Source organism: Streptomyces sp. NPDC015144 (assembly GCF_043079735.1).
Classification (GTDB): Bacteria; Actinomycetota; Actinomycetes; order Streptomycetales; family Streptomycetaceae; genus Streptomyces.
In genome coordinates this window covers 334941-356593 of sequence record NZ_JBIBUU010000003.1, presented here as the reverse complement: position 1 = coordinate 356593, position 21653 = coordinate 334941, and the positions used below count along the sequence as shown (strand labels likewise).

The 21653-nt window shown below is 73.4% G+C and carries 26 protein-coding genes; 5 read left to right on the top strand and 21 right to left on the bottom strand.

Features of this window, described 5'->3' with window-relative positions:
• Positions 1–9: 9 nt before the first annotated feature.
• From ACF08W_RS08275 to hisI, 10 genes are all read right to left on the bottom strand, one after another.
• Positions 10–837 (bottom strand): thioredoxin domain-containing protein, encoded by an 828-nt coding sequence (locus ACF08W_RS08275; protein WP_385211348.1) that lies wholly within the window; start codon positions 835–837, stop codon positions 10–12.
• 74 nt (positions 838–911) lie between these two features.
• Entirely contained in the window at positions 912–1724 is an 813-nt protein-coding gene (gene trpA / locus ACF08W_RS08270; protein WP_392278797.1) for a tryptophan synthase subunit alpha, read from the bottom strand.
• Positions 1721–2962: a tryptophan synthase subunit beta gene (gene trpB, locus ACF08W_RS08265; protein ID WP_385211346.1), complete on the bottom strand. Its 1242-nt coding sequence runs from the start codon at positions 2960–2962 to the stop codon at positions 1721–1723. Before trpB ends, trpA begins: the two co-directional genes overlap by 4 nt.
• 137 nt (positions 2963–3099) lie before the next feature.
• A complete protein-coding gene (trpM, locus tag ACF08W_RS08260; protein WP_392278796.1) occupies positions 3100–3318 on the bottom strand; it encodes a tryptophan biosynthesis modulator TrpM in 219 nt (72 codons plus the stop codon).
• Positions 3319–3325: 7 nt separating this feature from the next.
• Positions 3326–4135 (bottom strand): indole-3-glycerol phosphate synthase TrpC, encoded by an 810-nt coding sequence (gene trpC / locus ACF08W_RS08255; RefSeq protein ID WP_352274943.1) that lies wholly within the window; start codon positions 4133–4135, stop codon positions 3326–3328.
• Between the two features lie 114 nt (positions 4136–4249).
• Entirely contained in the window at positions 4250–4771 is a 522-nt protein-coding gene (locus ACF08W_RS08250) for a DUF2752 domain-containing protein (protein ID WP_392278795.1), read from the bottom strand.
• A gap of 83 nt (positions 4772–4854) precedes the next feature.
• Positions 4855–5106: an HGxxPAAW family protein gene (locus ACF08W_RS08245; protein WP_352274942.1), complete on the bottom strand. Its 252-nt coding sequence runs from the start codon at positions 5104–5106 to the stop codon at positions 4855–4857.
• A 136-nt stretch (positions 5107–5242) separates the two neighbouring features.
• The gene (locus ACF08W_RS08240) at positions 5243–5893 is read right to left on the bottom strand and encodes a TIGR02234 family membrane protein (RefSeq protein ID WP_385211339.1); all 651 of its coding nucleotides are present in this window, start codon (positions 5891–5893) and stop codon (positions 5243–5245) included.
• Positions 5894–5907: 14 nt separating this feature from the next.
• Positions 5908–7401 carry an anthranilate synthase component I gene (locus ACF08W_RS08235; protein WP_392278794.1) on the bottom strand — a complete coding sequence of 498 codons (1494 nt, stop codon included), beginning with the start codon at positions 7399–7401 and terminating at the stop codon, positions 5908–5910.
• Between the two features lie 11 nt (positions 7402–7412).
• Complete coding sequence (hisI, locus tag ACF08W_RS08230) at positions 7413–7796, bottom strand: phosphoribosyl-AMP cyclohydrolase (protein ID WP_385211335.1); 384 nt, start codon at positions 7794–7796, stop codon at positions 7413–7415.
• 84 nt (positions 7797–7880) lie between these two features.
• On the opposite strand from hisI, the gene ACF08W_RS08225 reads away from it, so the two are divergent.
• On the top strand, positions 7881–8513 hold the full coding sequence (locus tag ACF08W_RS08225) for a TIGR03085 family metal-binding protein (RefSeq protein WP_352274938.1): 633 nt from the start codon (positions 7881–7883) through the stop codon (positions 8511–8513).
• Between the two features lie 7 nt (positions 8514–8520).
• Here the strand turns inward: ACF08W_RS08225 and ACF08W_RS08220 are convergent, their stop codons facing one another.
• The 10 genes from ACF08W_RS08220 to hisD all read right to left on the bottom strand — a co-directional run bounded on the left by ACF08W_RS08220 (position 8521) and on the right by hisD (position 16437).
• Positions 8521–9774, bottom strand: a complete 1254-nt coding sequence (locus ACF08W_RS08220) for an MFS transporter (protein WP_392278793.1) — start codon at positions 9772–9774, stop codon at positions 8521–8523.
• Between the two features lie 25 nt (positions 9775–9799).
• Positions 9800–10387, bottom strand: a complete 588-nt coding sequence (locus tag ACF08W_RS08215; RefSeq protein ID WP_392278792.1) for an ArsR/SmtB family transcription factor — start codon at positions 10385–10387, stop codon at positions 9800–9802.
• 331 nt (positions 10388–10718) lie between these two features.
• Positions 10719–11474 (bottom strand): imidazole glycerol phosphate synthase subunit HisF, encoded by a 756-nt coding sequence (hisF, locus tag ACF08W_RS08210; RefSeq protein WP_352274935.1) that lies wholly within the window; start codon positions 11472–11474, stop codon positions 10719–10721.
• Positions 11471–11869: a RidA family protein gene (locus ACF08W_RS08205; protein WP_352274934.1), complete on the bottom strand. Its 399-nt coding sequence runs from the start codon at positions 11867–11869 to the stop codon at positions 11471–11473. The genes hisF and ACF08W_RS08205 overlap by 4 nt, the downstream gene beginning before the upstream one ends.
• Positions 11866–12591: a bifunctional 1-(5-phosphoribosyl)-5-((5-phosphoribosylamino)methylideneamino)imidazole-4-carboxamide isomerase/phosphoribosylanthranilate isomerase PriA gene (gene priA, locus ACF08W_RS08200; RefSeq protein WP_352274933.1), complete on the bottom strand. Its 726-nt coding sequence runs from the start codon at positions 12589–12591 to the stop codon at positions 11866–11868. Before priA ends, ACF08W_RS08205 begins: the two co-directional genes overlap by 4 nt.
• Positions 12591–13232 carry an imidazole glycerol phosphate synthase subunit HisH gene (hisH, locus tag ACF08W_RS08195; RefSeq protein WP_385211323.1) on the bottom strand — a complete coding sequence of 214 codons (642 nt, stop codon included), beginning with the start codon at positions 13230–13232 and terminating at the stop codon, positions 12591–12593. Before hisH ends, priA begins: the two co-directional genes overlap by 1 nt.
• A gap of 10 nt (positions 13233–13242) precedes the next feature.
• Positions 13243–13410, bottom strand: a complete 168-nt coding sequence (locus tag ACF08W_RS08190; protein ID WP_352274931.1) for a hypothetical protein — start codon at positions 13408–13410, stop codon at positions 13243–13245.
• Complete coding sequence (hisB, locus tag ACF08W_RS08185) at positions 13407–14000, bottom strand: imidazoleglycerol-phosphate dehydratase HisB (RefSeq protein WP_366294384.1); 594 nt, start codon at positions 13998–14000, stop codon at positions 13407–13409. The genes ACF08W_RS08190 and hisB overlap by 4 nt, the downstream gene beginning before the upstream one ends.
• The gene (locus ACF08W_RS08180) at positions 13997–15118 is read right to left on the bottom strand and encodes a histidinol-phosphate transaminase (RefSeq protein WP_392278791.1); all 1122 of its coding nucleotides are present in this window, start codon (positions 15116–15118) and stop codon (positions 13997–13999) included. Before ACF08W_RS08180 ends, hisB begins: the two co-directional genes overlap by 4 nt.
• Positions 15115–16437 (bottom strand): histidinol dehydrogenase, encoded by a 1323-nt coding sequence (gene hisD, locus ACF08W_RS08175; protein WP_392278790.1) that lies wholly within the window; start codon positions 16435–16437, stop codon positions 15115–15117. The genes ACF08W_RS08180 and hisD overlap by 4 nt, the downstream gene beginning before the upstream one ends.
• A gap of 138 nt (positions 16438–16575) precedes the next feature.
• On the opposite strand from hisD, the gene ACF08W_RS08170 reads away from it, so the two are divergent.
• From ACF08W_RS08170 to ybaK, 4 genes are all read left to right on the top strand, one after another.
• Positions 16576–18177 carry an oxidoreductase gene (locus ACF08W_RS08170; protein ID WP_392278789.1) on the top strand — a complete coding sequence of 534 codons (1602 nt, stop codon included), beginning with the start codon at positions 16576–16578 and terminating at the stop codon, positions 18175–18177.
• A gap of 233 nt (positions 18178–18410) precedes the next feature.
• Positions 18411–19451 carry a hypothetical protein gene (locus ACF08W_RS08165; protein ID WP_392278788.1) on the top strand — a complete coding sequence of 347 codons (1041 nt, stop codon included), beginning with the start codon at positions 18411–18413 and terminating at the stop codon, positions 19449–19451.
• A gap of 5 nt (positions 19452–19456) precedes the next feature.
• Entirely contained in the window at positions 19457–20200 is a 744-nt protein-coding gene (locus tag ACF08W_RS08160) for an LON peptidase substrate-binding domain-containing protein (protein ID WP_352274925.1), read from the top strand.
• 18 nt (positions 20201–20218) lie between these two features.
• On the top strand, positions 20219–20725 hold the full coding sequence (gene ybaK, locus ACF08W_RS08155; RefSeq protein WP_392278787.1) for a Cys-tRNA(Pro) deacylase: 507 nt from the start codon (positions 20219–20221) through the stop codon (positions 20723–20725).
• A 166-nt stretch (positions 20726–20891) separates the two neighbouring features.
• Here the strand turns inward: ybaK and ACF08W_RS08150 are convergent, their stop codons facing one another.
• Positions 20892–21626, bottom strand: coding sequence for an ABC transporter permease (locus tag ACF08W_RS08150; RefSeq protein ID WP_392278786.1), 735 nt, complete (start codon positions 21624–21626; stop codon positions 20892–20894).
• Positions 21627–21653 lie beyond the last annotated feature (27 nt).

The following is a 21653-nucleotide window of genomic DNA, read 5'->3' as shown; positions in this document are numbered from 1 at the left end:
GGTGGCCGGTCAGGAACCCGGCGGGGCAGGGGTGACCGTGCCCGGCTTCTTGCCCTTGTTGGCCTCGGCCACCCACTTCTTCAGGTTCTCCACGGTGATCGGCTCGTTGCCCTTCTTCGGGAAGATCGACTCCCCGTTGAGCAGCGCGGTGGGCGTGCCCTGGAAGCCGCCGTTCTGGAACGCCGTGTTGGACTTCTTGACCCAGGTGTCGTGCTTTCCGTCCTCCACGCAGCTACGGAACGTGGCGGTGTCGAGACCGGGGACCTTGCCGGAGAGCTCGATCAGCTTGGCGTTGTCGCCGAAGGCGTCGTCGGTCTCCTGCGGCTGGTTGCGGTAGAGCACGTCGTGGTACGCGGGGAACTTCCCGGCGTCCTGTGCGCAGGCCGCGGCGTTGGCCGCGCGGAGCGAGCCGCTGCCGCCGAGGTTGCCGTCGATGATCGTGGCGAGGTGGTACTCGACCTTGAGCTGCCCGCTGTTCTCCAGCTCGTGGACGGTGTCGCGGAAGGCGTTCTCGAACTGGGCGCAGACCGGGCAGCGGAAGTCCTCCCAGATGGTGAGCGTGGACGGGGCGTCGTCCGCGCCGACCGCGATGGCCAGGCTGTCCTTCCCGGTCGCGCCGGACGGGGCGACGGCGGGGCCCGCCGCCTCGCCCTTGCTGTTCTTGCCGCCGCTGTTCGCGGCGATCACGCCGACGACGGCGGCCAGCGCCAGCACGCCCACCACGGCGCCGGAGACGATCAGCGTGCGCCTGCGGCGCTCGCCCGCCCGCTCCCGTTCACGCTGCTGTGCGAGCCGCTCGCGCGCGGCCCTCTTTCCCTGTTCGTTCTTCTCGCTCACAACCGCAGCAACGAACCGGGGAGGCACACGCGTGCCTCCCCGGTCAAGGTCCACCCGTTCGGGTGATGCCGTGATCAGCGCTTTCGAACGCCCTCGGCGAGTTCGCCCGCCAGGGAGCGGACGGCGGCCAGACCGGCCGCCTCGTCGGGGGCGTCGAGCATCGCCTTGACGAAGGCGGAGCCGACGATGACCCCGTCGGCGAAGCCCGCGACCTCGGCGGCCTGCTCGGCGTTCGAGACGCCGAGGCCGACGCAGACCGGCAGGTCGGTGGTGGCGCGGGTGCGCCGGACCAGGTCCTGGGCCTGGTCGCCGACCGATGCGCGGGTGCCCGTGACGCCCATCAGCGAGGCCGCGTAGACGAAGCCGGAACCGGCCGCGGTGATGGTGGCGAGGCGCTCGTCCCTGCTGCTCGGCGCGACGACGAAGACGGTCGCGAGACCGTGCTTGCCGGCGTGCTCCCGCCACAGGGCGGACTCCTGGACGGGCAGGTCGGGCAGGATGCACCCGGCGCCGCCCGCCTCGGCGAGTTCGGCGGTGAAGCGCTCGACGCCGTACCGGTCGATCGGGTTCCAGTACGTCATGACGAGAATCGGGACGCCGGTCGCCCGGTGCGCCTCGCGGACCGTGCGCAGTACGTCGGCGATCTTCACGCCGCCGCGCAGGGCGATGTCGTCGGCGGTCTGGATGACCGGTCCGTCGAGCACCGGGTCGCTGTGCGGCAGGCCGACCTCGATGATGTCGGCGCCGCCCTCGACGGCCGCCCGCACGGCCGCGATGCCGCCGTCGACGGTCGGGAACCCGGCCGGGAGGTAGGCGACGAGCGCGGCCCGGTCCTCCCCCTTGGCCCGTGCCAGGGTGGTTTCCAACAGCTCCACGTTGCCGCTCACTTGCCGTCCTCCGCCCCGTCGTACAGCCCGAAGTAGCGGGCCGCGGTGTCCATGTCCTTGTCGCCCCGGCCGGACAGGTTGACCACGAGGAGCCCGTCCTTGCCGAGTTCCCTGCCGACCTCCAGGGCCCCGGCCAGCGCGTGCGCGCTCTCGATGGCCGGGATGATCCCCTCGGTGCGGGAGAGGAGGCGGAGCGCCCGCATGGCGTCGTCGTCGGTGACCGCGCGGTACTCGCCGCGGCCGATGTCCTTGAGGTACGAGTGCTCCGGGCCGATGCCCGGGTAGTCCAGACCGGCCGAGATGGAGTACGGCTCGGTGATCTGGCCCTCGTCGTCCTGGAGGACGTAGCTGCGCGAGCCGTGCAGGATGCCGGGCTCGCCCGCGGTCAGGGTCGCCGCGTGCTCGCCGGTCTCCACGCCGTGTCCGGCGGGCTCGCAGCCGATCAGCCGGACCCCCTCGTCGGGGATGAAGGCGTGGAAGAGCCCGATGGCGTTGGAGCCGCCGCCGACGCAGGCGATGGCGGCGTCCGGCAGCCGGCCGGCCCGCTCCAGGACCTGGCGGCGGGCCTCGACGCCGATGACCCGGTGGAAGTCGCGCACCATGGCGGGGAAGGGGTGCGGTCCGGCGACGGTGCCGAAGAGGTAGTGCGTGTTGTCCACGTTGGCGACCCAGTCGCGGAACGCCTCGTTGATGGCGTCCTTCAGGGTCCGGGAGCCGGACTTCACGGCGATGACCTCGGCGCCGAGGATCCGCATCCGCGCCACGTTCAGCGCCTGCCGCTCGGTGTCGACCTCGCCCATGTAGATGGTGCAGTCGAGGCCGAAGAGGGCGCAGGCGGTGGCGGTGGCGACGCCGTGCTGGCCGGCGCCGGTCTCGGCGATGACCCGGGTCTTGCCCATCCGCCGGGTGAGCAGCGCCTGACCCAGCACGTTGTTGATCTTGTGCGAGCCGGTGTGGTTGAGGTCCTCGCGCTTGAGGAAGACCCGGGCGCCGCCCGCGTGCTCCGCGAAGCGCGGCACCTCGGTGAGCGCGCTGGGCCGGCCGGTGTAGTTGACCATGAGGTCGTTGAGCTCGGCGGCGAAGGCCGGGTCGGCCTTGGCCTTGTCGTACTCGACGGCGACCTCGTCGACGGCGGCGACCAGCGCCTCCGGGATGAACTTGCCGCCGAACGCGCCGAAATAGCCCTCGGCGCTGGGGATCAGACCCTCGGGGTCCGGAAGGAAGAAGTCAGATGACATCCGACATGGCTCCTCGTCATCGCAATGGGTGAGTGGACCGTTTGCGCCATGAGCAGAGCACCACCCGGCCGTGAGGAGGCTCGGGCGGTTCGATCGTACGTACGTTTGACCGGAGCGGTCCGGTACGTCGGCCGGGGTCAGCTGGGCGCGGACCCCGTGCGCCATCGCATGCCGTTGACCTGTCCGGGTTCGTCACCGATCACGTACCGCACCCGGCGGCCGTGGACGCGCCGGGCGGGGGCCCGGCAGCCACGGGGTCGGCAGCCGCGCGCCAGCGGGGCGTGCGGGACCCGGACCGTCGCGCCGGTGGGGCGCAGGCCCTGCCGGGGACGGGACGCGGGGCGGACGTCGGACACGGGTGGGTCAGCCCCGTCCGTGCCGGAGGGCGGGGTGGGCGCCGGCGGCCACCAGGTCGGCGACGGCGGCGCGCGGGTCGCGGCCGGTGACCAGGGACTCGCCCACGAGCACCGCGTCAGCGCCCGCGTTGGCGTAGGCGATCAGGTCGTGCGGACCGCGGACGCCGGACTCGGCGACCTTGACGATGTGGTCCGGGATCTCCGGGGCGACCCGGTCGAAGGTGGAGCGGTCGACCTTGAGGTCCTTGAGGTTGCGGGCGTTGACGCCCACGACCTTCGCCCCGGCGGCGACGGCGCGCTCCGCCTCCTCCTCGTCGTGCACCTCGACCAGCGGCGTCAGGCCGATGGACTCGGCGCGCTCGATCAGCGAGACCAGCGCCTCCTGGTCCAGGGCGGCGACGATCAGCAGGGCCAGGTCGGCGCCGTAGGCACGGGCCTCCCAGAGCTGGTACGACGTGACGATGAAGTCCTTGCGGAGGATCGGGATGTCGACCTTGGCGCGGACGGCCTCCAGGTCGGCGAGCGAGCCGCCGAAGCGGCGCTGCTCGGTGAGGACCGAGATGACGGACGCGCCGCCCGCCTCGTAGTCCGCGGCGAGACCGGCCGGGTCGGCGATCGCGGCCAGCGCGCCCTTGGAGGGGCTGGACCGCTTGACCTCGCAGATGACGTTGACGCCCTCGCCGCGCAGGGCGGCGGCTCCGTCCTTGGCCTGCGGGGCGCGCGCGGCGCGCTCCTTGAGCTCGTCGAGGCTGACGCGCGCCTGCCGCTCCGCGAGGTCGGCGCGTACGCCGTCGATGATCTCGTCGAGCACACTCACGCGAGCGGCCCCCTTCCGGAACGGTGATGAGGGAACAGGATCAGCCGTGTCCATGCTATCCGCAGAAGGCCGCCGACCCGAACCTGATAGCCGAATGTCCCACTACCTGGGCATTCAAGGGGCCAGAACCGATCCGAACGGCAGATTCCGCACGACCGAGAAGGCCAGCACGACGGCGCCGATCCCCCACCAGACGGCGGGTCGCACCGCCAGGCTCATCGGTCTGCCGCGGGCGGCGCGGACCGTCCAGAGCGTCCACAGGACGGCGAAGGCCGCGTAGCCCACGACGGCGAGGGCGTTGGAGCCGAGGGCGGCGGCGAGGTCGCCGTGCGCCACCGCGTGGGCGCTGCGCAGTCCGCCGCACCCGGGGCAGTAGATCCCGGTGAACCGGAGCAGCGGGCAGAGCGGGTAGTGGCCGGGCTCGTTGGGGTCGACGGTGCCGACGTAGCCGAAGGCGCCGACGACGACGGCCAGGACGGCCACCGGTGTGGCCAGCCGCCGCGCGCGCGAGGCGGGGACGGGGACGGGGGCCGGGGGGAAGTGCGGCGGGTACGGCGGGCCGGGCAGGGGGGCGGGCCCGGCTGCCGGGGCGGGGGCCCGTTCCGGGGTGACGGCGGGGTCGGTCGATGCGTCCACCCGGTGATTGTCCCCGCTGACGCGTCGAGGCGCAGCCCGGTGGTCCGGGCCGCGCCTCGCGTGCGTACGGGTGCCGTGCGGCGTCAGGAGGAGACCTGCGCCTGTCCGGCGCGGGCCCGGGCGGCGGCCATCTCGGCCGACTCCTTCGGCATGCCGAGGCCCGCGGCCTTCATCGCGAGACCGACGACGCCGCCGAGGAGGACGACGCCGATTCCGGCCCAGAAGCCGACGGGGCTGGCCGCGACCATGAAGAGGCCCGCGACGCAGAAGCCGATGAAGGAGATGATGACACCGGTCCAGGCGGCCGGGGTGTGTCCGTGGCTGCTGCCCGCCATGAGTTGCTCCTTGTTGATGTTGCGCTGGTGGATTCGCCGTCGGCGAGCCGCTGTACGCGGTGCTCGTGCCGCCGTGCTGGAAGCTCGGCCCCCATTGTCCCGTACGAACGGGTCGGACGTGATCTCGGGGTGGGTCCTAGCGCGTCGGGTCCTCACCGCGGTCGAGGGCCTTCCAGAGGTCCTCGGGGCGGTCCGGGTCCAGGGGGCGGGCGGTCTTGCGGGGGCGCGGGGTGCCGTCCCGCTCGTACCGGCCCGACATGGTGGGCCAGCGCCCGCCGTACCGCAGGGCGAGCAGGCCGGCGAGGAGGATCAGCAGGCCGCCGGCCGCGGTGACGTAGGGCCAGGCGGTGTGGGCCAGCGCGCCGATGGTCGCGGAGGTGTCGCCGGTGGTCTCGGCGGCCTTCGCGTCGAGCGCCGCGCTGTCGAGGGCGCCGAGGCAGGCGCTCAGTCCGGCGCCGAGGCCGCTGAGGGCGAGGAGCCCGGCGACGGCCGTCCGGGAGGCCCCGCGGACGGCGAAGACGGCGACCAGGGCGGCGAGGCCGACGATCGCCAGCGCCGCCGGGACGCCCGTGACGTCGCGGCCGTCGGCGCTCAGCGGCAGCGAGCCGCCGCCGACGGCCGCCACGCCCTCGGCCCAGGTCTGGCCGGAGGCGAGCAGGACGACGGCGGCGCCGGCCGCTCCGAGGAGCAGACCGGAGGCCAGGGTGCGGCGGCTTGCCGGGGCGTCGGGGGCGGTGACGGCTCGGGCACGGGGCGGGGGTACGGGGACGGCGCTCACGTACTCCACTATCCCCTACCGCCTCACGCGCGGCCGAGCCGGTTGGCGGTATGGACCGCGCGGAGGACCGCGGCGGCCTTGTTGCGGCATTCGGTGTCCTCGGCGACCGGGTCGGAGTCGGCGACGACCCCCGCCCCGGCCTGGACGTACGCGGTGCCGTCGCGGAGCAGGGCGGTGCGGATGGCGATGGCGGTGTCGGAGTCCCCGGCGAAGTCGAGGTAGCCGACGCAGCCGCCGTACAGGCCGCGGCGGGTCGGCTCCAGCTCCTCGATGATCTGCATCGCACGGGGCTTGGGGGCGCCGGAGAGGGTGCCCGCGGGGAAGCACGCGGTGAGGACGTCGAAGGCGGTGCGGCCCTCGGCGACCCGGCCGGTGACGGTGGAGACGATGTGCATCACGTGGGAGTAGCGCTCGATCGACATGAAGTCGACGACCTCGACGGTGCCCGGGGCGCAGACCCGTCCCAGGTCGTTGCGGCCGAGGTCGACGAGCATCAGGTGCTCGGCGCGTTCCTTCGGGTCGGCGAGGAGTTCGTCGGCGAGGGCCTGGTCCTCCTGCGGGGTGGCGCCGCGGTGCCGGGTTCCGGCGATCGGGTGGACCATGGCCCGCCCGTCCTCGACCTTGACCAGGGCCTCCGGGCTGGAGCCCGCGACGTCGAAGCCGTCGAACCGGAGGAGGTACATGTACGGCGACGGGTTGGTGGCGCGCAGGACCCGGTAGACGTCCAGCGCGCTCGCGGTGCAGGGGGTCTCGAAGCGCTGGGAGGGGACGACCTGGAAGGCCTCGCCGGCCCGGATCCGCTCCTTCACGTCCTCGACGGCGTCCTGGTACGCCGGTCCGCCCCAGCGCACGGTGTACGGGGGGAGCTCGGAGTCCGGGAGGGCGGCGGGGGCGTTCTCGACGGGGCGCGAGAGGTCGCGTTCCATGGCGTCGAGGCGGGCGACGGCGTCCGCGTACGCCTCGTCGACGCCGGTGGCCAGGTCGTTGTGGTTGATCGCGTTGGCGATCAGCAGGACGGTGCCGTTCCGGTGGTCGAGGACGGCCAGGTCGGAGGTGAGCAGCATGGTCAGCTCGGGGAGGCCCAGTTCGTCCTCGGTGCTGTCGCCGATCTTCTCCAGGTGGCGCACGACGTCGTAGCCGAGGTAGCCGACCATGCCGCCGGTGAAGGGGGGCAGCCCGTCGTCGGCGACCAGGTCGCGGGGGGTGTGCAGGATCTCGACGGTGGCGCGCAGGACCTCCAGCGGGTCCCCGTCGAGGGGGACGCCGACCGGCGGGACGCCCAGCCAGTGGGCCCGGCCGTCGCGGGCGGTGAGGGTGGCGGCGCTGCGTACGCCGATGAAGGAGTAGCGCGACCAGGTGCGGCCGTTCTCCGCCGATTCCAGGAGGAAGGTGCCGCTGCGTTCGCCCGCGAGCTTGCGGTAGAGGCCCACCGGCGTGTCGCCGTCCGCGAGGAGCCTGCGGCTGACGGGGATGACGCGCCGGTCGACGGCCAGCTTGCGGAAGGTTTCGAGATCCATGGCGGCAGACCCTACTGCCCCAGCGGGAGGACGTCGGCGTCGAAGCAGGTGCGGTCGCCGGTGTGGCAGGCGGCACCCGTCTGGTCGACCTTGACGAGGACGGTGTCGGCGTCGCAGTCCAGGGCGACGGACTTGACCTCCTGGGTGTGGCCGGAGGTGTCGCCCTTGACCCAGTACTCCTGGCGGCTGCGGGACCAGTAGGTGCAGCGGCCGGTGGTGAGGGTGCGGTGCAGCGCCTCGTCGTCCATCCAGCCGAGCATCAGGACCTCGCCGGTGTCGTACTGCTGGGCGATGGCCGGGAAGAGCCCGTCGGCCCCGCGCTTGAGGCGGGCGGCGATCGCCGGGTCGAGGCGGTCGGACGGCGGCGGGGTGCTGGGGCTGGTGGCGCTGGTCATGGGGACATTGTGCCGTGGCCGGGGCGCCGGTCCGGTGCGCCGTCCACTGGGCGGACCGGGGGCGGCGGTCGTACGCTGGCGACCATGTCGACCCATGCGAAGCGCGAACGACTTCTGCTCGCCGACCTGTTGGAGGCCGTGGGCCCGGAGGCCCCGACCCTGTGCGCCGGCTGGACCGCCCGGGACCTGGCCGCCCATGTGGTGGTCCGGGAGCGGCGGCCGGACGCGGCGGGCGGGCTCCTGGTGGGCGCGTTGAAGAACCGGTTGGAACGGGTGCAGGGCGAGTTCGCCGCGAAGCCGTACGAGGAGCTGATCCAGCTGATCCGTACCGGGCCGCCGAGGTTCTCCCCGTACGCGGTGAAGCAGGTGGACGAGGCCGCCAACACCGTGGAGTTCTACATCCACACGGAGGACGTGCGGCGGGCCCAGCCGGAGTGGACGCGGCGCGAGCTGGACCCGGTCTTCGCCGATCTGCTCTGGTCGCGGACCGAGCGGACGGCGCGGCTGCTGGGGCGGAAGTCCCCGGTGGGGCTGGTGCTGCGCCGCCCGGACGGCCGTACGGTCGTGGCGCACAAGGGCGCCCCGGTGGTGACGGTGACCGGTGAGCCGGGCGAGCTGCTGCTCTTCGCGTTCGGCCGGCAGTCGGCGGCGACGGTGGGGCTGGAGGGCGACAAGGAGGCGGTGGACCGGCTGGGGACGGCGGCGCTGGGGATGTAGCGCGTGCTCAGGCGGGGAGCTCCGCGCGGCGCAGCCGGGTGAAGGCCAGGCCGGTCAGTGCCCCGAGGACGCAGACGGCGGCGCTGGCGGCGAAGACCGGTCCGGTGCCCCAGAGGGCGACGGCCGCTCCCGTGACCGGGTAGCTGAGCGGGGCGATGGCGTGGGTGAAGAGCGTCGAGACCGAGGTGACCCGGCCGAGGTAGGCGGGTTCGGTGACGGTCTGGATCAGGGCGCCGCACAGGGAGCCGCCGAGCCCGGCGAAGAGGCCGACGCAGGCCGCGGCGGTGGCGGCCAGGGCCACCGAGGGCAGCTGGGCCAGGGCGCCGACGGCGAGGGCGCCGGTCAGCACGGTCAGGCACATGACCAGTCCGGCGCGGGGCACCCGGCCGCGTACCGCGAGCACCAGCGCCGAGGCGGCGGCGCCGAGGCCGAAGGCGGCGATGATCCAGCCCATGCCGGAGGCGCCCCAGTGGCGTTCCTCGGCGAGCAGGACCAGCCCGAGGTTGAGCGGGCCGACGAAGCCGAGCTCGCTGACGGCGACGACGACCATCAGCGGGCCGAGCAGCGGGTGGCGGCGGATGTGGCGCAGCCCGTCGGCCAGGTCGCCCCAGGCGGTCCTGGAGGCCGTCGCGTCCTCCTGCGCGGGCACCGGGCGCATCCGGAGCGACATCAGCAGCGGCAGCGACACCGCGAAGAGGATGCCGGCCGCGGCGAAGGCGAGCCCCGGCCCGCCGAGCGCCACGGCGAGGCCGCCGAGCGGGGCGCCGACGACGCCGGCGGCCCGGACGGACAGGCCGCGCATGCCCTGGACCCGGGCCAGTTGGCCGGGGGCGGTGACCCGGGGCGGCAGGGCGCCGACGGCGGGCAGGAAGAGGGCGTCGACCACGCCGAAGACCAGGGCGACGGCGATCAGCATCCACAGCGCGGGCGAGGAGACCAGCAGGGCCCCGGCCAGGGCGAGGACGACCAGGCAGCGGACGGCGTCGCTGCCGATGACGACCCGGCGCGGCCCCATCCGGTCGGCGAGCACTCCCCCGCCGAGCATCAGGACGGCCCGGGGTATCGAGCCGACGGCGAGGACGATCCCGGTCTGCGCGCCGCCGCCGGTGCGGGCCGCGGCCCAGGCGAGCGCCATGTAGTAGACGCTGTCGCCGATCATCGAGGCGGTGTAGGCGCCGAGCCAGCGCAGTACGTTGCCGTCGCGGTGGGCGGGGCGTTCGAGGGCCGGTGCGGGCTCGACGGCGGGTTCGGTGAGGGTCATCGGTTCGGCCTTCCGTGGCGGCGGGTCAGGGGCGGAACGGGAAGGTGTACAGGTGCACCGCGACGTTCTCGCGGCCCTCGGTGTCCCCGGCCGCCTCGCGGGCGCGGCCGATGCCCTCGTACCGGTCGATCAGCCGGTGCAGCTCGCGGCCCAGTTCGGCGAGCTCCTCGGCGGTGAGGCGGGCCAGGAACTCGGAGCTGGCGGCGGCGGTGCGCCACTCGGTCGGCCAGCTGGAGGCCGAGTCGAGGTAGCGGCGGTACATCTCGACGTGCTGGTCGAAGGAGAGGCGGCCGACGGCGGCGTGGGTGGCGGCCAGCTCCGGGGCGTCCTGGAAGTCCTCCTCGTGGAAGGTGATCCCCTTCGAGGCGGGCCGCCACCAGCGCTCGCGGCCGTCCCTGCCCTGCTGGTCGGCCTCCTCGATCAGGCCGTGGTCGGCGAGCTTGCGCAGGTGGTAGCTGACCAGGGAGACCGCTTCGTCGACCTGGTCGGCCAGCTGGGAGGCGGTGGCCTCGCGGGCGATGTAGAGCGCCCGGTACAGCCGCATCCGCAGCGGGTGTCCGAACGCCTTGAGGGTCGCCAGGTCCGAGACCCGGCGCGATTCGTTGCTTGCCATGCCCTCACCGTAAACAGGAAAGGAAGGTTGCGCAATCTTTGTTGCGCAATAAAAGCTGTGGATTCCGGCCGGGGTGGTCACGGGAAAAGCCCGTCGCCGGGCGGGGCCGACGGTGCGGCTCCGCCCGGCGACGGGCTTCGGGGGTACGGCTTCGCTAGGACCTGTCTTCAAACTGCCGCCTGCCGTGCGGCGCCCGGCACGCACGCTCGCCGCGTTGTCGGGGTCACCCCGATACATCCAGTATCGGAGCGACCCTCCGCCTTGCGATCGCACGCACCGGACACCGCACGGCCCGGCCTCCGGCCGGACGACGGCAGTTTGAAGTCAGGTCCTAGCGGACCGGGTGGCCGGCCTCCCGCAGGGCGCCCTTGACCTCGGAGATCCGCAGATCGCCGAAGTGGAAGACGGACGCGGCGAGCACCGCGTCGGCCCCCGCCGTGATGGCGGGCGCGAAGTCGGCGAGCCGGCCGGCGCCGCCGGAGGCGATCACGGGTACGGTCACATGCTCGCGGACCGCCGCGATCATCTCCGTGTCGTAGCCGTCCTTGGTGCCGTCCGCGTCCATCGAGTTGAGCAGGATCTCGCCCGCGCCCAGCTCGGCGGCGCGGTGCGCCCACTCGACGGCGTCGATGCCGGTGCCCCGGCGACCGCCGTGCGTGGTGACCTCGAAGGTGCCCCCGGGGGTGCGCCGGGCGTCCACCGAGAGCACCAGGACCTGGCGGCCGAAGCGCTCGGCGATCTCCCGGATCAGCTCCGGGCGGGCGATGGCCGCGGTGTTGACGCCGACCTTGTCCGCCCCGGCCCGCAGCAGCTTGTCGACATCCTCGGCGGTGCGGACGCCGCCGCCGACCGTGAGCGGGATGAAGACCTGCTCGGCGGTGCGGCGCACCACGTCGTAGGTGGTCTCCCGGTCGCCGCTGGAGGCGGTGATGTCCAGGAAGGTCAGTTCGTCGGCGCCCTCGGCGTCGTACAGCTTCGCCATCTCGACGGGGTCGCCCGCGTCGCGCAGGTTCTGGAAGTTGACGCCCTTGACGACCCGGCCGTTGTCGACGTCCAGGCAGGGGATCACCCGTACCGCGAGGCTCATCGGGCTCCTCCCCGGTACGCCTCGACCTCGACCTCGACGACCAGGCTCGGGTCCACCAGACCGGCGACGACGACCATCGTCGCGACCGGGCGGACCTCGCCGAAGAGCTCCTTGTGGGCGCGGCCGACCTCGTCGGTGTCCCGCACGTGCGTGACGTACATCCGGGTGCGGACGACGTCCTCGCGGCCCAGGCCGACCTGCTCCAGCGCGCGCAGGGCGACCTTGAAGGAGGTGACGGCCTGGTCGTACGGGCCGCCCGCGGCGATCTGCCCGTTCTCCACGGAGGTGCAGCCGGCCACCAGGACCAGCCCGTTCGGCAGCTCCACCGCGCGGGAGTAACCGAACTTCTCCTCCCAGGGGGCGCCGGAGGAGACGCGCCGGACCGCCTCGCTCATCCGGACACCGCCAGGAGCGCCTCTTCGAGGGTGAATGCCTCGGCGTAGAGCGCCTTGCCGACGATCGCGCCCTCCACGCCGTCCGGGACGAGGGCGGCGATGGCCCGCAGGTCGTCCAGCGAGGAGACGCCGCCGGAGGCGACGACGGGCTTGTCGGTGGCGGCGCAGACGTTCTTCAGGAGCTCCAGGTTGGGGCCCTGGAGCGTGCCGTCCTTGGCGATGTCGGTGACGACGTAGCGGGCGCAGCCCTCGGAGTCGAGCCGGGCCAGCGTCTCGTAGAGGTCGCCGCCGTCGCGGGTCCAGCCGCGGCCGCGCAGCGTGGTGCCGCGGACGTCCAGGCCGACGGCGATCTTGTCGCCGTGCTCGGCGATGACCTTGGCGACCCACTCGGGGGTCTCCAGGGCGGCGGTGCCGAGGTTGACCCGGCGGCAGCCGGTGGCGAGGGCGGCCTCCAGCGAGGCGTCGTCGCGGATGCCGCCGGAGAGCTCGACCTTGATGTCCATGGCGGCGGCGACCTCGGCGATCAGCGCGCGGTTGTCCCCGGTGCCGAAGGCGGCGTCCAGGTCGACCAGGTGCAGCCACTCGGCGCCGGAGCGCTGCCAGGCGAGGGCGGCCTCCAGCGGGGAGCCGTAGGAGGTCTCGGAGCCGGACTCGCCGTGGACGAGGCGGACGGCCTGGCCGTCGCGGACGTCGACGGCGGGGAGCAGTTCAAGCTTCGGCATTACAGCGTCTCGATCCAGTTGGTCAGCAGCTGGGCACCGGCGTCGCCGGACTTCTCGGGGTGGAACTGGGTGGCCCACAGGGCGCCGTTCTCCACCGCGGCGACGAACGGTTCGCCATGGGTGGCCCAGGTGACCCGGGGGGCGCGGATCTTGGGGTTGGTGACCTCCAGGCTCCAGTCGTGCACCGCGTAGGAGTGCACGAAGTAGAACCGCGCGTCGGCGTCGAGACCCGCGAAGAGCTGGGAGTCCTCCGGGGCCCGTACCGTGTTCCAGCCCATGTGCGGGACGACCGGGGCCCGGAGCGGGGAGACCGTGCCGGGCCATTCGTCCAGCCCCTCGGTCTCCACGCCGTGCTCGATGCCGCGCTCGAAGAGGATCTGCATCCCGACGCAGATGCCCATGACGGGGCGGCCGCCGGAGAGCCTGCGGCCGATGATCCATTCACCGCGGGCCTTCTTCAGCCCCTCCATGCAGGCGGAGAAGGCGCCGACGCCGGGGACCAGCAGCCCGTCGGCGTTCATCGCCTTCTCGTAGTCGCGGGTGATCTCCACGTCGGCGCCGACGTGGGCGAGGGCCCGCTCGGCGGACCGTACGTTCCCGAAGCCGTAGTCGAAGACCACGACCTTCTTCTGCTCGCTCATTCCCCGCCCCTCAGTCCCAGAGTCCCTGGATGCGCAGCACGCCCGCGAGCAGGCACATCACGGACGCCAGTCCGAGCAGCACGATGACCCCCTTGGGCATCTTCTGCTTGGAGAAGGAGTAGACACCGCCGGCCAGGAAGAGGCCGAGAACGATGAGTATGGTGTTGAGGCCGGTCACAGCGCGCCCTTCGTGGAGGGGATGATCCCGGCGGCGCGCGGGTCGTGCTCGCTGGCGTAGCGCAGGGCGCGGGCGAGCGCCTTGAACTGGCACTCCACGATGTGGTGGGCGTTGCGCCCGTACGGCACGTGGACGTGCAGGGCGATCTGCGCCTGGGCGACGAAGGACTCCAGGATGTGCCGGGTCATCGTCGTGTCGTAGGAGCCGATCATCGGCGCCATGTTCTCCGGCTCGGTGTGCACCAGGTAGGGGCGGCCGGAGAGGTCGACGGTGACCTGGGCGAGCGATTCGTCCAGCGGGACCGTGCAGTTGCCGAAGCGGTAGATGCCGGTCTTGTCGCCGAGGGCCTGCTTGAAGGCGGCGCCGAGCGCGAGGGCGGTGTCCTCGATGGTGTGGTGCGTGTCGATGTGCAGGTCGCCGTCGGTCTTGACGGTGAGGTCGAAGAGCCCGTGCCGGCCGAGCTGGTCGAGCATGTGGTCGTAGAAACCGACTCCGGTCGACACGTCGACCTCTCCGGTGCCGTCGAGATTGATCTCGACGAGCACCGAGGTTTCCTTGGTGGTGCGTTCCACCCGGCCTACGCGGGTCATGCGTCCAGCTCCTTCTTGAGTTCGCGTACCGCATCGAGGAACGCGTCGTTCTCCGCCGGGGTGCCCGCGGAGACCCGCAGCCATCCCGGTACGCCGTTGTCCCGGACCAGGACGCCCCGGTCGAGGATGCGCTGCCAGACGGTGTGGCTGTCGGTGAAGCGGCCGAACTGGACGAAGTTCGCATCCGATTCGGTCACCTCGTAGCCGAGGGCGCGCAGTTCGGTGACGATCCGGTCGCGCTCGCTCTTGACCTGCGCGACGTATCCGAGCAGCGTATCGGTGTGCTCCAGGGCGGCGAGCGCGGTGGCCTGGGTGATCGAGGAGAGGTGGTACGGCAGCCGCACCAGCTGCACGGCGTCCACCACGGCCGGGTCGGCGGCCAGGTAGCCCAGGCGGAGCCCGGCGGCGCCGAACGCCTTGGACATGGTGCGCGAGAGGACCAGGTTCGGGCGGCCCTCGATCAGCGGGAGCAGCGAGGGGTGGTGGCTGAACTCGCCGTACGCCTCGTCGACGACGACCATCGACGGGCCGGCCGCCTGGGCGGCCTCGTACAGCGCGAGGACGGTCTCCGCGTCGACGGCGGTGCCGGTGGGGTTGTTGGGGGAGGTGATGAAGACGACGTCGGGGCGGCGCTCGGCGACGACCGCGCGGGCGGCCTCGACGTCGATGGTGAAGTCCTCGTTGCGCGGCCCGGAGATCCAGCCGGTGCCGGTGCCCCGGGCGATGAGGGCGTGCATCGAGTACGAGGGCTCGAAGCCGATCGCGGTGCGGCCGGGGCCGCCGAAGGTCTGCAGCAGTTGCTGGAGGACCTCGTTGGAGCCGTTGGCCGCCCAGACGTTGGCGAGGGAGACCTCGTGGCCGGCGGTGCGGCTGAGGTAGCGGGCGAGCTCGGTGCGGAGTTCGACGGCGTCCCGGTCGGGGTAGCGGTTGAGGTCGCGGGCGGCCTCGCGGACCCGCTCGGCGATCCGGTCGACCAGCGCCTCGGGCAGCGGGTAGGGGTTCTCGTTGGTGTTCAGCCGCACCGGTACGTCGAGCTGGGGCGCCCCGTACGGGGACTTGCCGCGCAGTTCGTCGCGGACGGGGAGGTCGTCGATGCGGGTGGGACGGGCGTGCGTCACTGCTGCGGTACCTTCCAGCCGAACCTGGCCTTGAGCGCGGCACCGTGGGCGGGGAGGTCCTCCGCCTCGGCGAGGGTCACGACGTGGTGGGCGACCTCGGCGAGCGCGTCGCGCGTGTAGTCGACGATGTGGATGCCGCGCAGGAAGGACTGCACCGACAGGCCCGAGGAGTGGCAGGCGCAGCCGCCGGTGGGCAGCACGTGGTTGGAGCCCGCGCAGTAGTCGCCGAGCGAGACCGGGGACCAGGGGCCGACGAAGATCGCGCCGGCGTTGCGGACCCGGGCGGCGACGGCGGAGGCGTCGGCGGTCTGGATCTCCAGGTGCTCGGCGGCGTAGGCGTCGACGACCTTGAGGCCGGCCGCCAGGTCGTCGACGAGGACGATCGCGGACTGGCGTCCGGCCAGCGCGGGCTCGATCCGGTCGGTGACGTGCTTGGTCGCGGCGATCTGCGGCGCCAGCTCGGCCTCGGTGGCGGCGGCCAGCTCCGCGGAGTCGGTGACCAGGACGGCGGCGGCCATCGGGTCGTGCTCGGCCTGGCTGATCAGGTCGGCGGCGACGTGCACCGGGTCGGCGGTGCCGTCGGCGAGGATCGCGATCTCGGTGGGGCCCGCCTCGGCGTCGATGCCGATGCGGCCCTTGAGGAGGCGCTTGGCGGCGGCGACGTAGATGTTGCCGGGGCCGGTGACCAGGTTGACCGACGGGCAGTCGGCCGTGCCGTACGCGAACATCGCGACCGCCTGGGCGCCGCCGGCCGCGTACACCTCGTCGACGCCGAGCAGGGCGCAGGCGGCGAGGATCGTGGGGTGCGGCAGGCCGCCGAACTCCTTCTGCGGCGGGGAGGCGACGGCGATGCCCTCGACGCCCGCCTCCTGGGCCGGTACGACGTTCATGACCACGGACGAGGGGTAGACGGAGCGCCCGCCTGGGACGTACAGCCCGACGCGCTCGACCGGCACCCACTTCTCGGTGACGGTGCCGCCGGGGACGACCTGGGTGGTGTGCGTGGTGCGGCGCTGCTCGCGGTGGACGAGCCGGGCGCGGCGGATCGACTCCTCCAGGGCGGCCCGGACGGCAGGATCCAGCCGCTCGGCGGCGTCGGCGATCGCGGCGGCCGGGACCCGCACGGACCCGACCCGTACGCCGTCGAACTTCTCGCCCCACTCGATCACTGCCTCGGAGCCTCGATGGCGTACGTCCTCGCAGATGGGCCGCACCGTCTCCAGAGCGGCTTCCACGTCGAACTCGGCACGGGGCAGCAGGTCGCGCAGGGCTCCACCCTCGGGAAGGGCGGTGCCGCGCAGATCGATTCGAGAGATCACACCGCAATTCTCGCAGACCGCCCGCGCCGCCCGAGCGCCCGTATCACTGGCTGATACATGCCTTGGATGTCACTGGTGACCAATAGCTTTCACCAGGTCACTCAGAGGGAAGAACAGCTCCGAGCGGAAGGGGCACCCGTGACCGAGCCGCACGATGGCGATTTTCCGGACGGTCTGAGCGCTGCCGAGCTGGGCATGTGGCAGAGCTTCCGGAACGGCAGTACCTACGATCTGCGCGCCCGCGACCCCGCGCAGGACGACCCGTTCGCCCCGGTGGTCTGGGGACCGGAGCGCAGCGTGGACGGGCGTGTCGTCGCCCGACTGCTGCTCTCCGGCCCGCCGCCGAGGCCCGGCCGGGTCGCGGCGCTGAAGCTCCGGGGCGTGCGGATCACCGGAACGCTCGACCTCGCGGGCGGGCGGGTCGCGCCGTACGTGGAGATGACCGGCTGCCGCTTCGAGCGCGAGGTGGTGCTGCCGGAATGCCACTTCACGACGTTGCGGATCGTCGGCTGCGCGATGCCGAGGCTGGAGGCGGCGCGGCTGCGCACCGAGGGCGATCTGCATCTGCCGCGCTGCCGCATCCCGTACGGCCTCCGGCTCACCGACGCCCAGATCGGGACCGATCTGCTGCTCAGCCAGATCGAGCTGGGCCCCGACCGCACCGGGCGCGCCCTGGCCGCGGACGGGATGTCGGTCGCCCAGGACCTCCAGGCGGAGTTGGTCGAGGCGCGCGGCGAGCTGAGTCTGCGCGGGGCGAAGGTCGGCGGTTCGCTGAGCCTGCGCGGCAGCCGGCTGCGGAGCACCGAGGGGCGGCGCGCGCTGAACGCCCCGCAGCTCTCGGTGGAGCGCACGCTGTACATGAGCGAGGCGTGGGTGAGCGTCGACACCGGCGTCCAGGGCACCACTCCCCCGTACGGCACGCTCATGGCGTCGACGCCGGCGAGCGGGACGCGTTCGCAGATCCTGGAGTGCCGGGGCGGGGTGCGGCTCGACGACGGGCGGTTCGGCGACGCGGTCGACCTGCACCGGGCGCGGTTCGTGCTGGGCCGGCACGAGGAGCTGTCGCTGCGCAGGATCGTCACGCCGGAGCTGCGGTTCAACGCGGAGCGGCCGGAGGAGGGCCGGGTCGTGCTGAACGGCGCCCGGGTGGTCACGCTGATCGACGTGTCGACCAGCTGGCCGGGGCCGGGCGGGCTGGCCATGGGCGGCTTCGTCTACGAGAACCTCGTCCCGTACGGGCACTTCCCGCTCTCCCGGCGCCTGGAGTGGGTGGCGGCGGCGACCCCGGAGTACGTGCCGGAGCCGTACGAGCGGCTGGCGACGGTGCTCCGCAACTGCGGGGAGGACGCGGACGCCCGGGAGGTGCAGCTGGCCAAGCAGCGGCGGAGACGCGAGACGCTGCCGCTCGCCGCGAAGCTGTGGGGCTACCTCCAGGACTGGACGGTGGCGTACGGCTACCGGCCGGGGCGGGCCGCTTTGTGGATGGCGCTGCTGTGGGCGGCGGGGACGCTGGCCTTCATGCAGCAGGTGCCGGAGGCGATCAAGCAGGACGAGCATCCGGACTGGAACCCCGCCCTGTACGCGCTCGATCTGCTGATCCCGGTGATCAATCTGGGCCAGGACGGGTACTGGCGGATGGAGGGCGGCTGGCAGTGGGGTTCGGCGGTGCTCATCCTGCTCGGCTGGATACTCGCCACGACCGTCGCGACGGGCGCCTCGCGGCTGCTCCGCCGGGGCTGACGTGATCCGGCCATTCCGGGGCGGGTGGTGGCCGCACCGCCCGTTCCGGGAACACCGTCGAACGGCCGCCCGAGCCGCGTCCGGGCGGTCGGGCACCCTTGGCCCGAGCAATGACATCCAGCCATATTCCGCGCATTCCTTTACCTCTTCTTGACTCGCGCGGATGCAACCCCTCCACTCGGCACCAAAGCTTCACAGCGCCCCTCTGGCGCCGCCCCCACCAGCGCTTTTCAATGGTCTGCACCATGCCAATCCTTCGTGCTCTGCTCCGCGCCGCGGGTACGGCCCGGCGCCCTCCGCGGGAGACGTCCACCGGACTGCCCGCAGACGACGAGGTGCTGCTCGACGCCCCCGACGAACGGCTCTCCCCGGCGCTGGTCGCCGCGGCCCTCGGCGAGTACGGCCCGGCCGCCGCTCTTCTCGCCGCCACCCGGGACCGCGCCGAGTGGGAGAACCGCGACCGCTATCTCGGCCGGCTCGTCACCTTCGCCCGCAGCCGCGACGACTGGCTGGCCGCCTGGCTCACCGACGCCCCGCACGACCCGGACGCGGCGCTGGTCAAGGCCGAGCTGTCGGTCCGCCGGGCCTGGGAGTCGCCCGCCCGCGCCGAGCAGCTGCGCGAGGTCGGGCCGCTGATCACGGCGGCGGCCGAGGGCGACCCGCGCGATCCGGTGCCCTGGCGCCTGGCCCTCGACCACGCGCGCGGCACCCACGCCACGCACACCGTGTTCGAAGCCCTGTGGGAACAGGCGGTGCGCCGCTCCTCGCACCACTACGGCTGCCATGTGTCGGCGCTGCGCTACCTCTCCGCCGCCTGGTACGGCTCGCACCGCGAGTGCTTCGACTTCGCCGAGCGGGCCGCCGAGGACGCGCTGCCCGGCTCGCTGGTGCAGGCGCTGCCGCTGCGGGCCGCCTTCGCCCTGCTGGCCGACGGACCGAGGGCGCGGCCCAACTCGGTGCAGGAGGCCCGGATCGACACGGCGGCGGACCTGGGCATCGCGCTGTCCGCCGGGTACCCGCCGGGCGGGCCCTGGCTCGCCGAGGCGCGCAATCTCCTGGCGTTCGTGCTGATCGCCCGGGGCCGCTGGGCGGAGGCGCTGGAGCAGTTCCGGCGGATCGGGCCGTACGCCGCCTCGTTCCCGTGGTCGTCGGTGGCCGAGGATCCGCTCGGCGGCTTCCTCGCGGCACGGGACGACACCCGGGTCCGGGCGGCCTGTACCGCACCGTTCCCGGGACGGACCGGCCGGGGACGGCCCGGCGGCCATTACGCTTGACCGCTGTGACCACCGCCCGACTGCCCCTGTTCCCGCTGAACGCGGTGCTGTTCCCCGGCCTCGTGCTGCCGCTGAACGTCTTCGAGGAGCGATATCGCGCCATGATGCGCGAGCTGCTGAAGACCGACGAGGACGAACCCCGCCGCTTCGCCGTCGTCGCGATCCGCGACGGCCACGAGACCGCCCGCACCGGGACCGGGATGCCCGACGCCCTGAACGGCCCCGCCGAACGGGGCCCGGCGGAGGGGTTCGGCGCCGATCCGGCGCGGACCTTCCACGAGATCGGCTGCATCGCCGACGCGGCGAAGATCCGGGAGCGGCCGGACGGCACCTTCGAGGTCCTGGCGACCGGCACCACCCGGATCAGGCTGCTCTCCGTCGAGACCGGCGGCCCCTTCCTGACGGCCGAGGTCGAGGAGCTGGCCGAGGAGAGCGGCGAGGAGGCGGGCGCGCTGGCCGAGGGCGTCCTGCGGGCCTTCCGCACGTATCAGAAGCGGCTGGCCGGGGCGAGCGAGCGGTCCCTGACGACCGGTGCGGAGCTGCCGGACGACCCGGCCGTCGTCTCGTACCTGGTCGCGGCGGCGGCCGTGCTCGGCGTACCGGCCAAGCAGCGGCTGCTCCAGGCGCCCGACACGGCGAGCCGGCTGCGCGAGGAGCTGACGCTGCTGCGCACCGAGACCGCCGTCATCCGCCATCTGCCGTCCCTGCCCGCGGTGGACCTGACCCGCGCGCCGACCCACCTCAACTGATCCGAGGACCTCTCCCCCGTGGCGAAGAAGCCGAAGAAGCAGCAGCAGTCCGGCGGCACCCCGGCGACGGTCGCCCTGACCGCGTCCGGCACCCCGTTCACCGTCCGCTCCTACGAGCACGACCCGGCCGCCGCCTCCTACGGCGAGGAGGCGGCCGAGGCCCTGGGCGTCTCCCCCGACCGGGTCTTCAAGACGCTGGTCGCGGAGGTCGACGGCGCGCTGACCGTGGCGGTCGTCCCGGTGGCCGGCACGCTGGACCTGAAGGCGCTGGCCGCCGCGGTGGGCGGCAAGCGGGCCGCCATGGCCGACCCGGCCGCCGCCGAGCGCACCACCGGCTACGTACGGGGCGGCATCTCCCCGCTGGGCCAGCGCAAGCGGCTGCGCACGGTGCTGGACGCCTCGGCGCGCGACCACGGGACGATCTGCGTCTCGGCGGGCCGCCGCGGGCTGGAGGTCGAACTCGCCCCCGAGGACCTGGCGGCGCTGACGGGGGCGGTGTTCGCGGAGATCGGCCGGGGGGACTGAGCCGTAGGGCCTGTCCGCGGCTCGGGGCGGGCACCGGTGCGGTGCGTCGCGGGGCGCAGGAGCGTTCTCCCCGGGGTCTTTTCCTGCTCGAACGGGGCGGAGGGCCCGGGGAAGGAGCCACACCGTGCCGGAGCCGCGACCCCGGCCGTGATCCGGCGGACCCGCCCTACGGCTGCGCGGGGCCCTGCGGCGTCCGGCCGTCCACGGGCGCGCCGGGCGGCGCGGGCGTCCCGGGCGCCGGGGGCCACGGCGCGGGCCCGCCCGGGAACACGCCCCACTCCGGCTCCGGGTCGCGCGGCCCGAACAGCCCGGTCAGCCCGAGGTGGACCGCCATCGCGCCCACCGGCGCCGCCAGCAGCGCCACCTTCGACCGCAGTTCGAGCGGCGCGTCGAAGACCACGCCCTTGCCGACCGCCCGCGCGTGCGCGACCACGTCCGAGGTCGGCCCGAGAGCCACCCCCAGCCACCAGGCCACCAGCGAACCGAGCAGACCGCCCACCGCGAGCGCCACCACCAGCGCGATGCCGCCGCTGCGCCGGAACCAGAAGACCAGGGCCGCGGAGACCGCCCCGAAGGCCAGCCCCAGCAGCACGAACGTGCCGTCGGCGCCGATCGCCTCCTCGCCCTCGCTGTCGTTCAGGAAGACGGCGGTGCTGTCCGAGATCAGCGGCACCCGGGGCGCCAGCCAGAGCCAGAGCAGCCCGAACGCCACGCCGAGGACGGTGACGAGCAGGGCGACGACCGCCGCCTGCGCCAGTTCCTGGGCGAGCCCCTTCTCCCCGGGCGCTTTCGGGTCGCCCGTCCCGGCCAGGTGGGATCCCCCGGGGCCGCCCCCGTCCGGCGGGGTCTGCCAGGGGTCGTTCGGCGAGGGCTGGTGAGGCGGCGTCAGGGGTGCGGTCACCGTGCCATCGTGCCAGGCGTCCCTGGG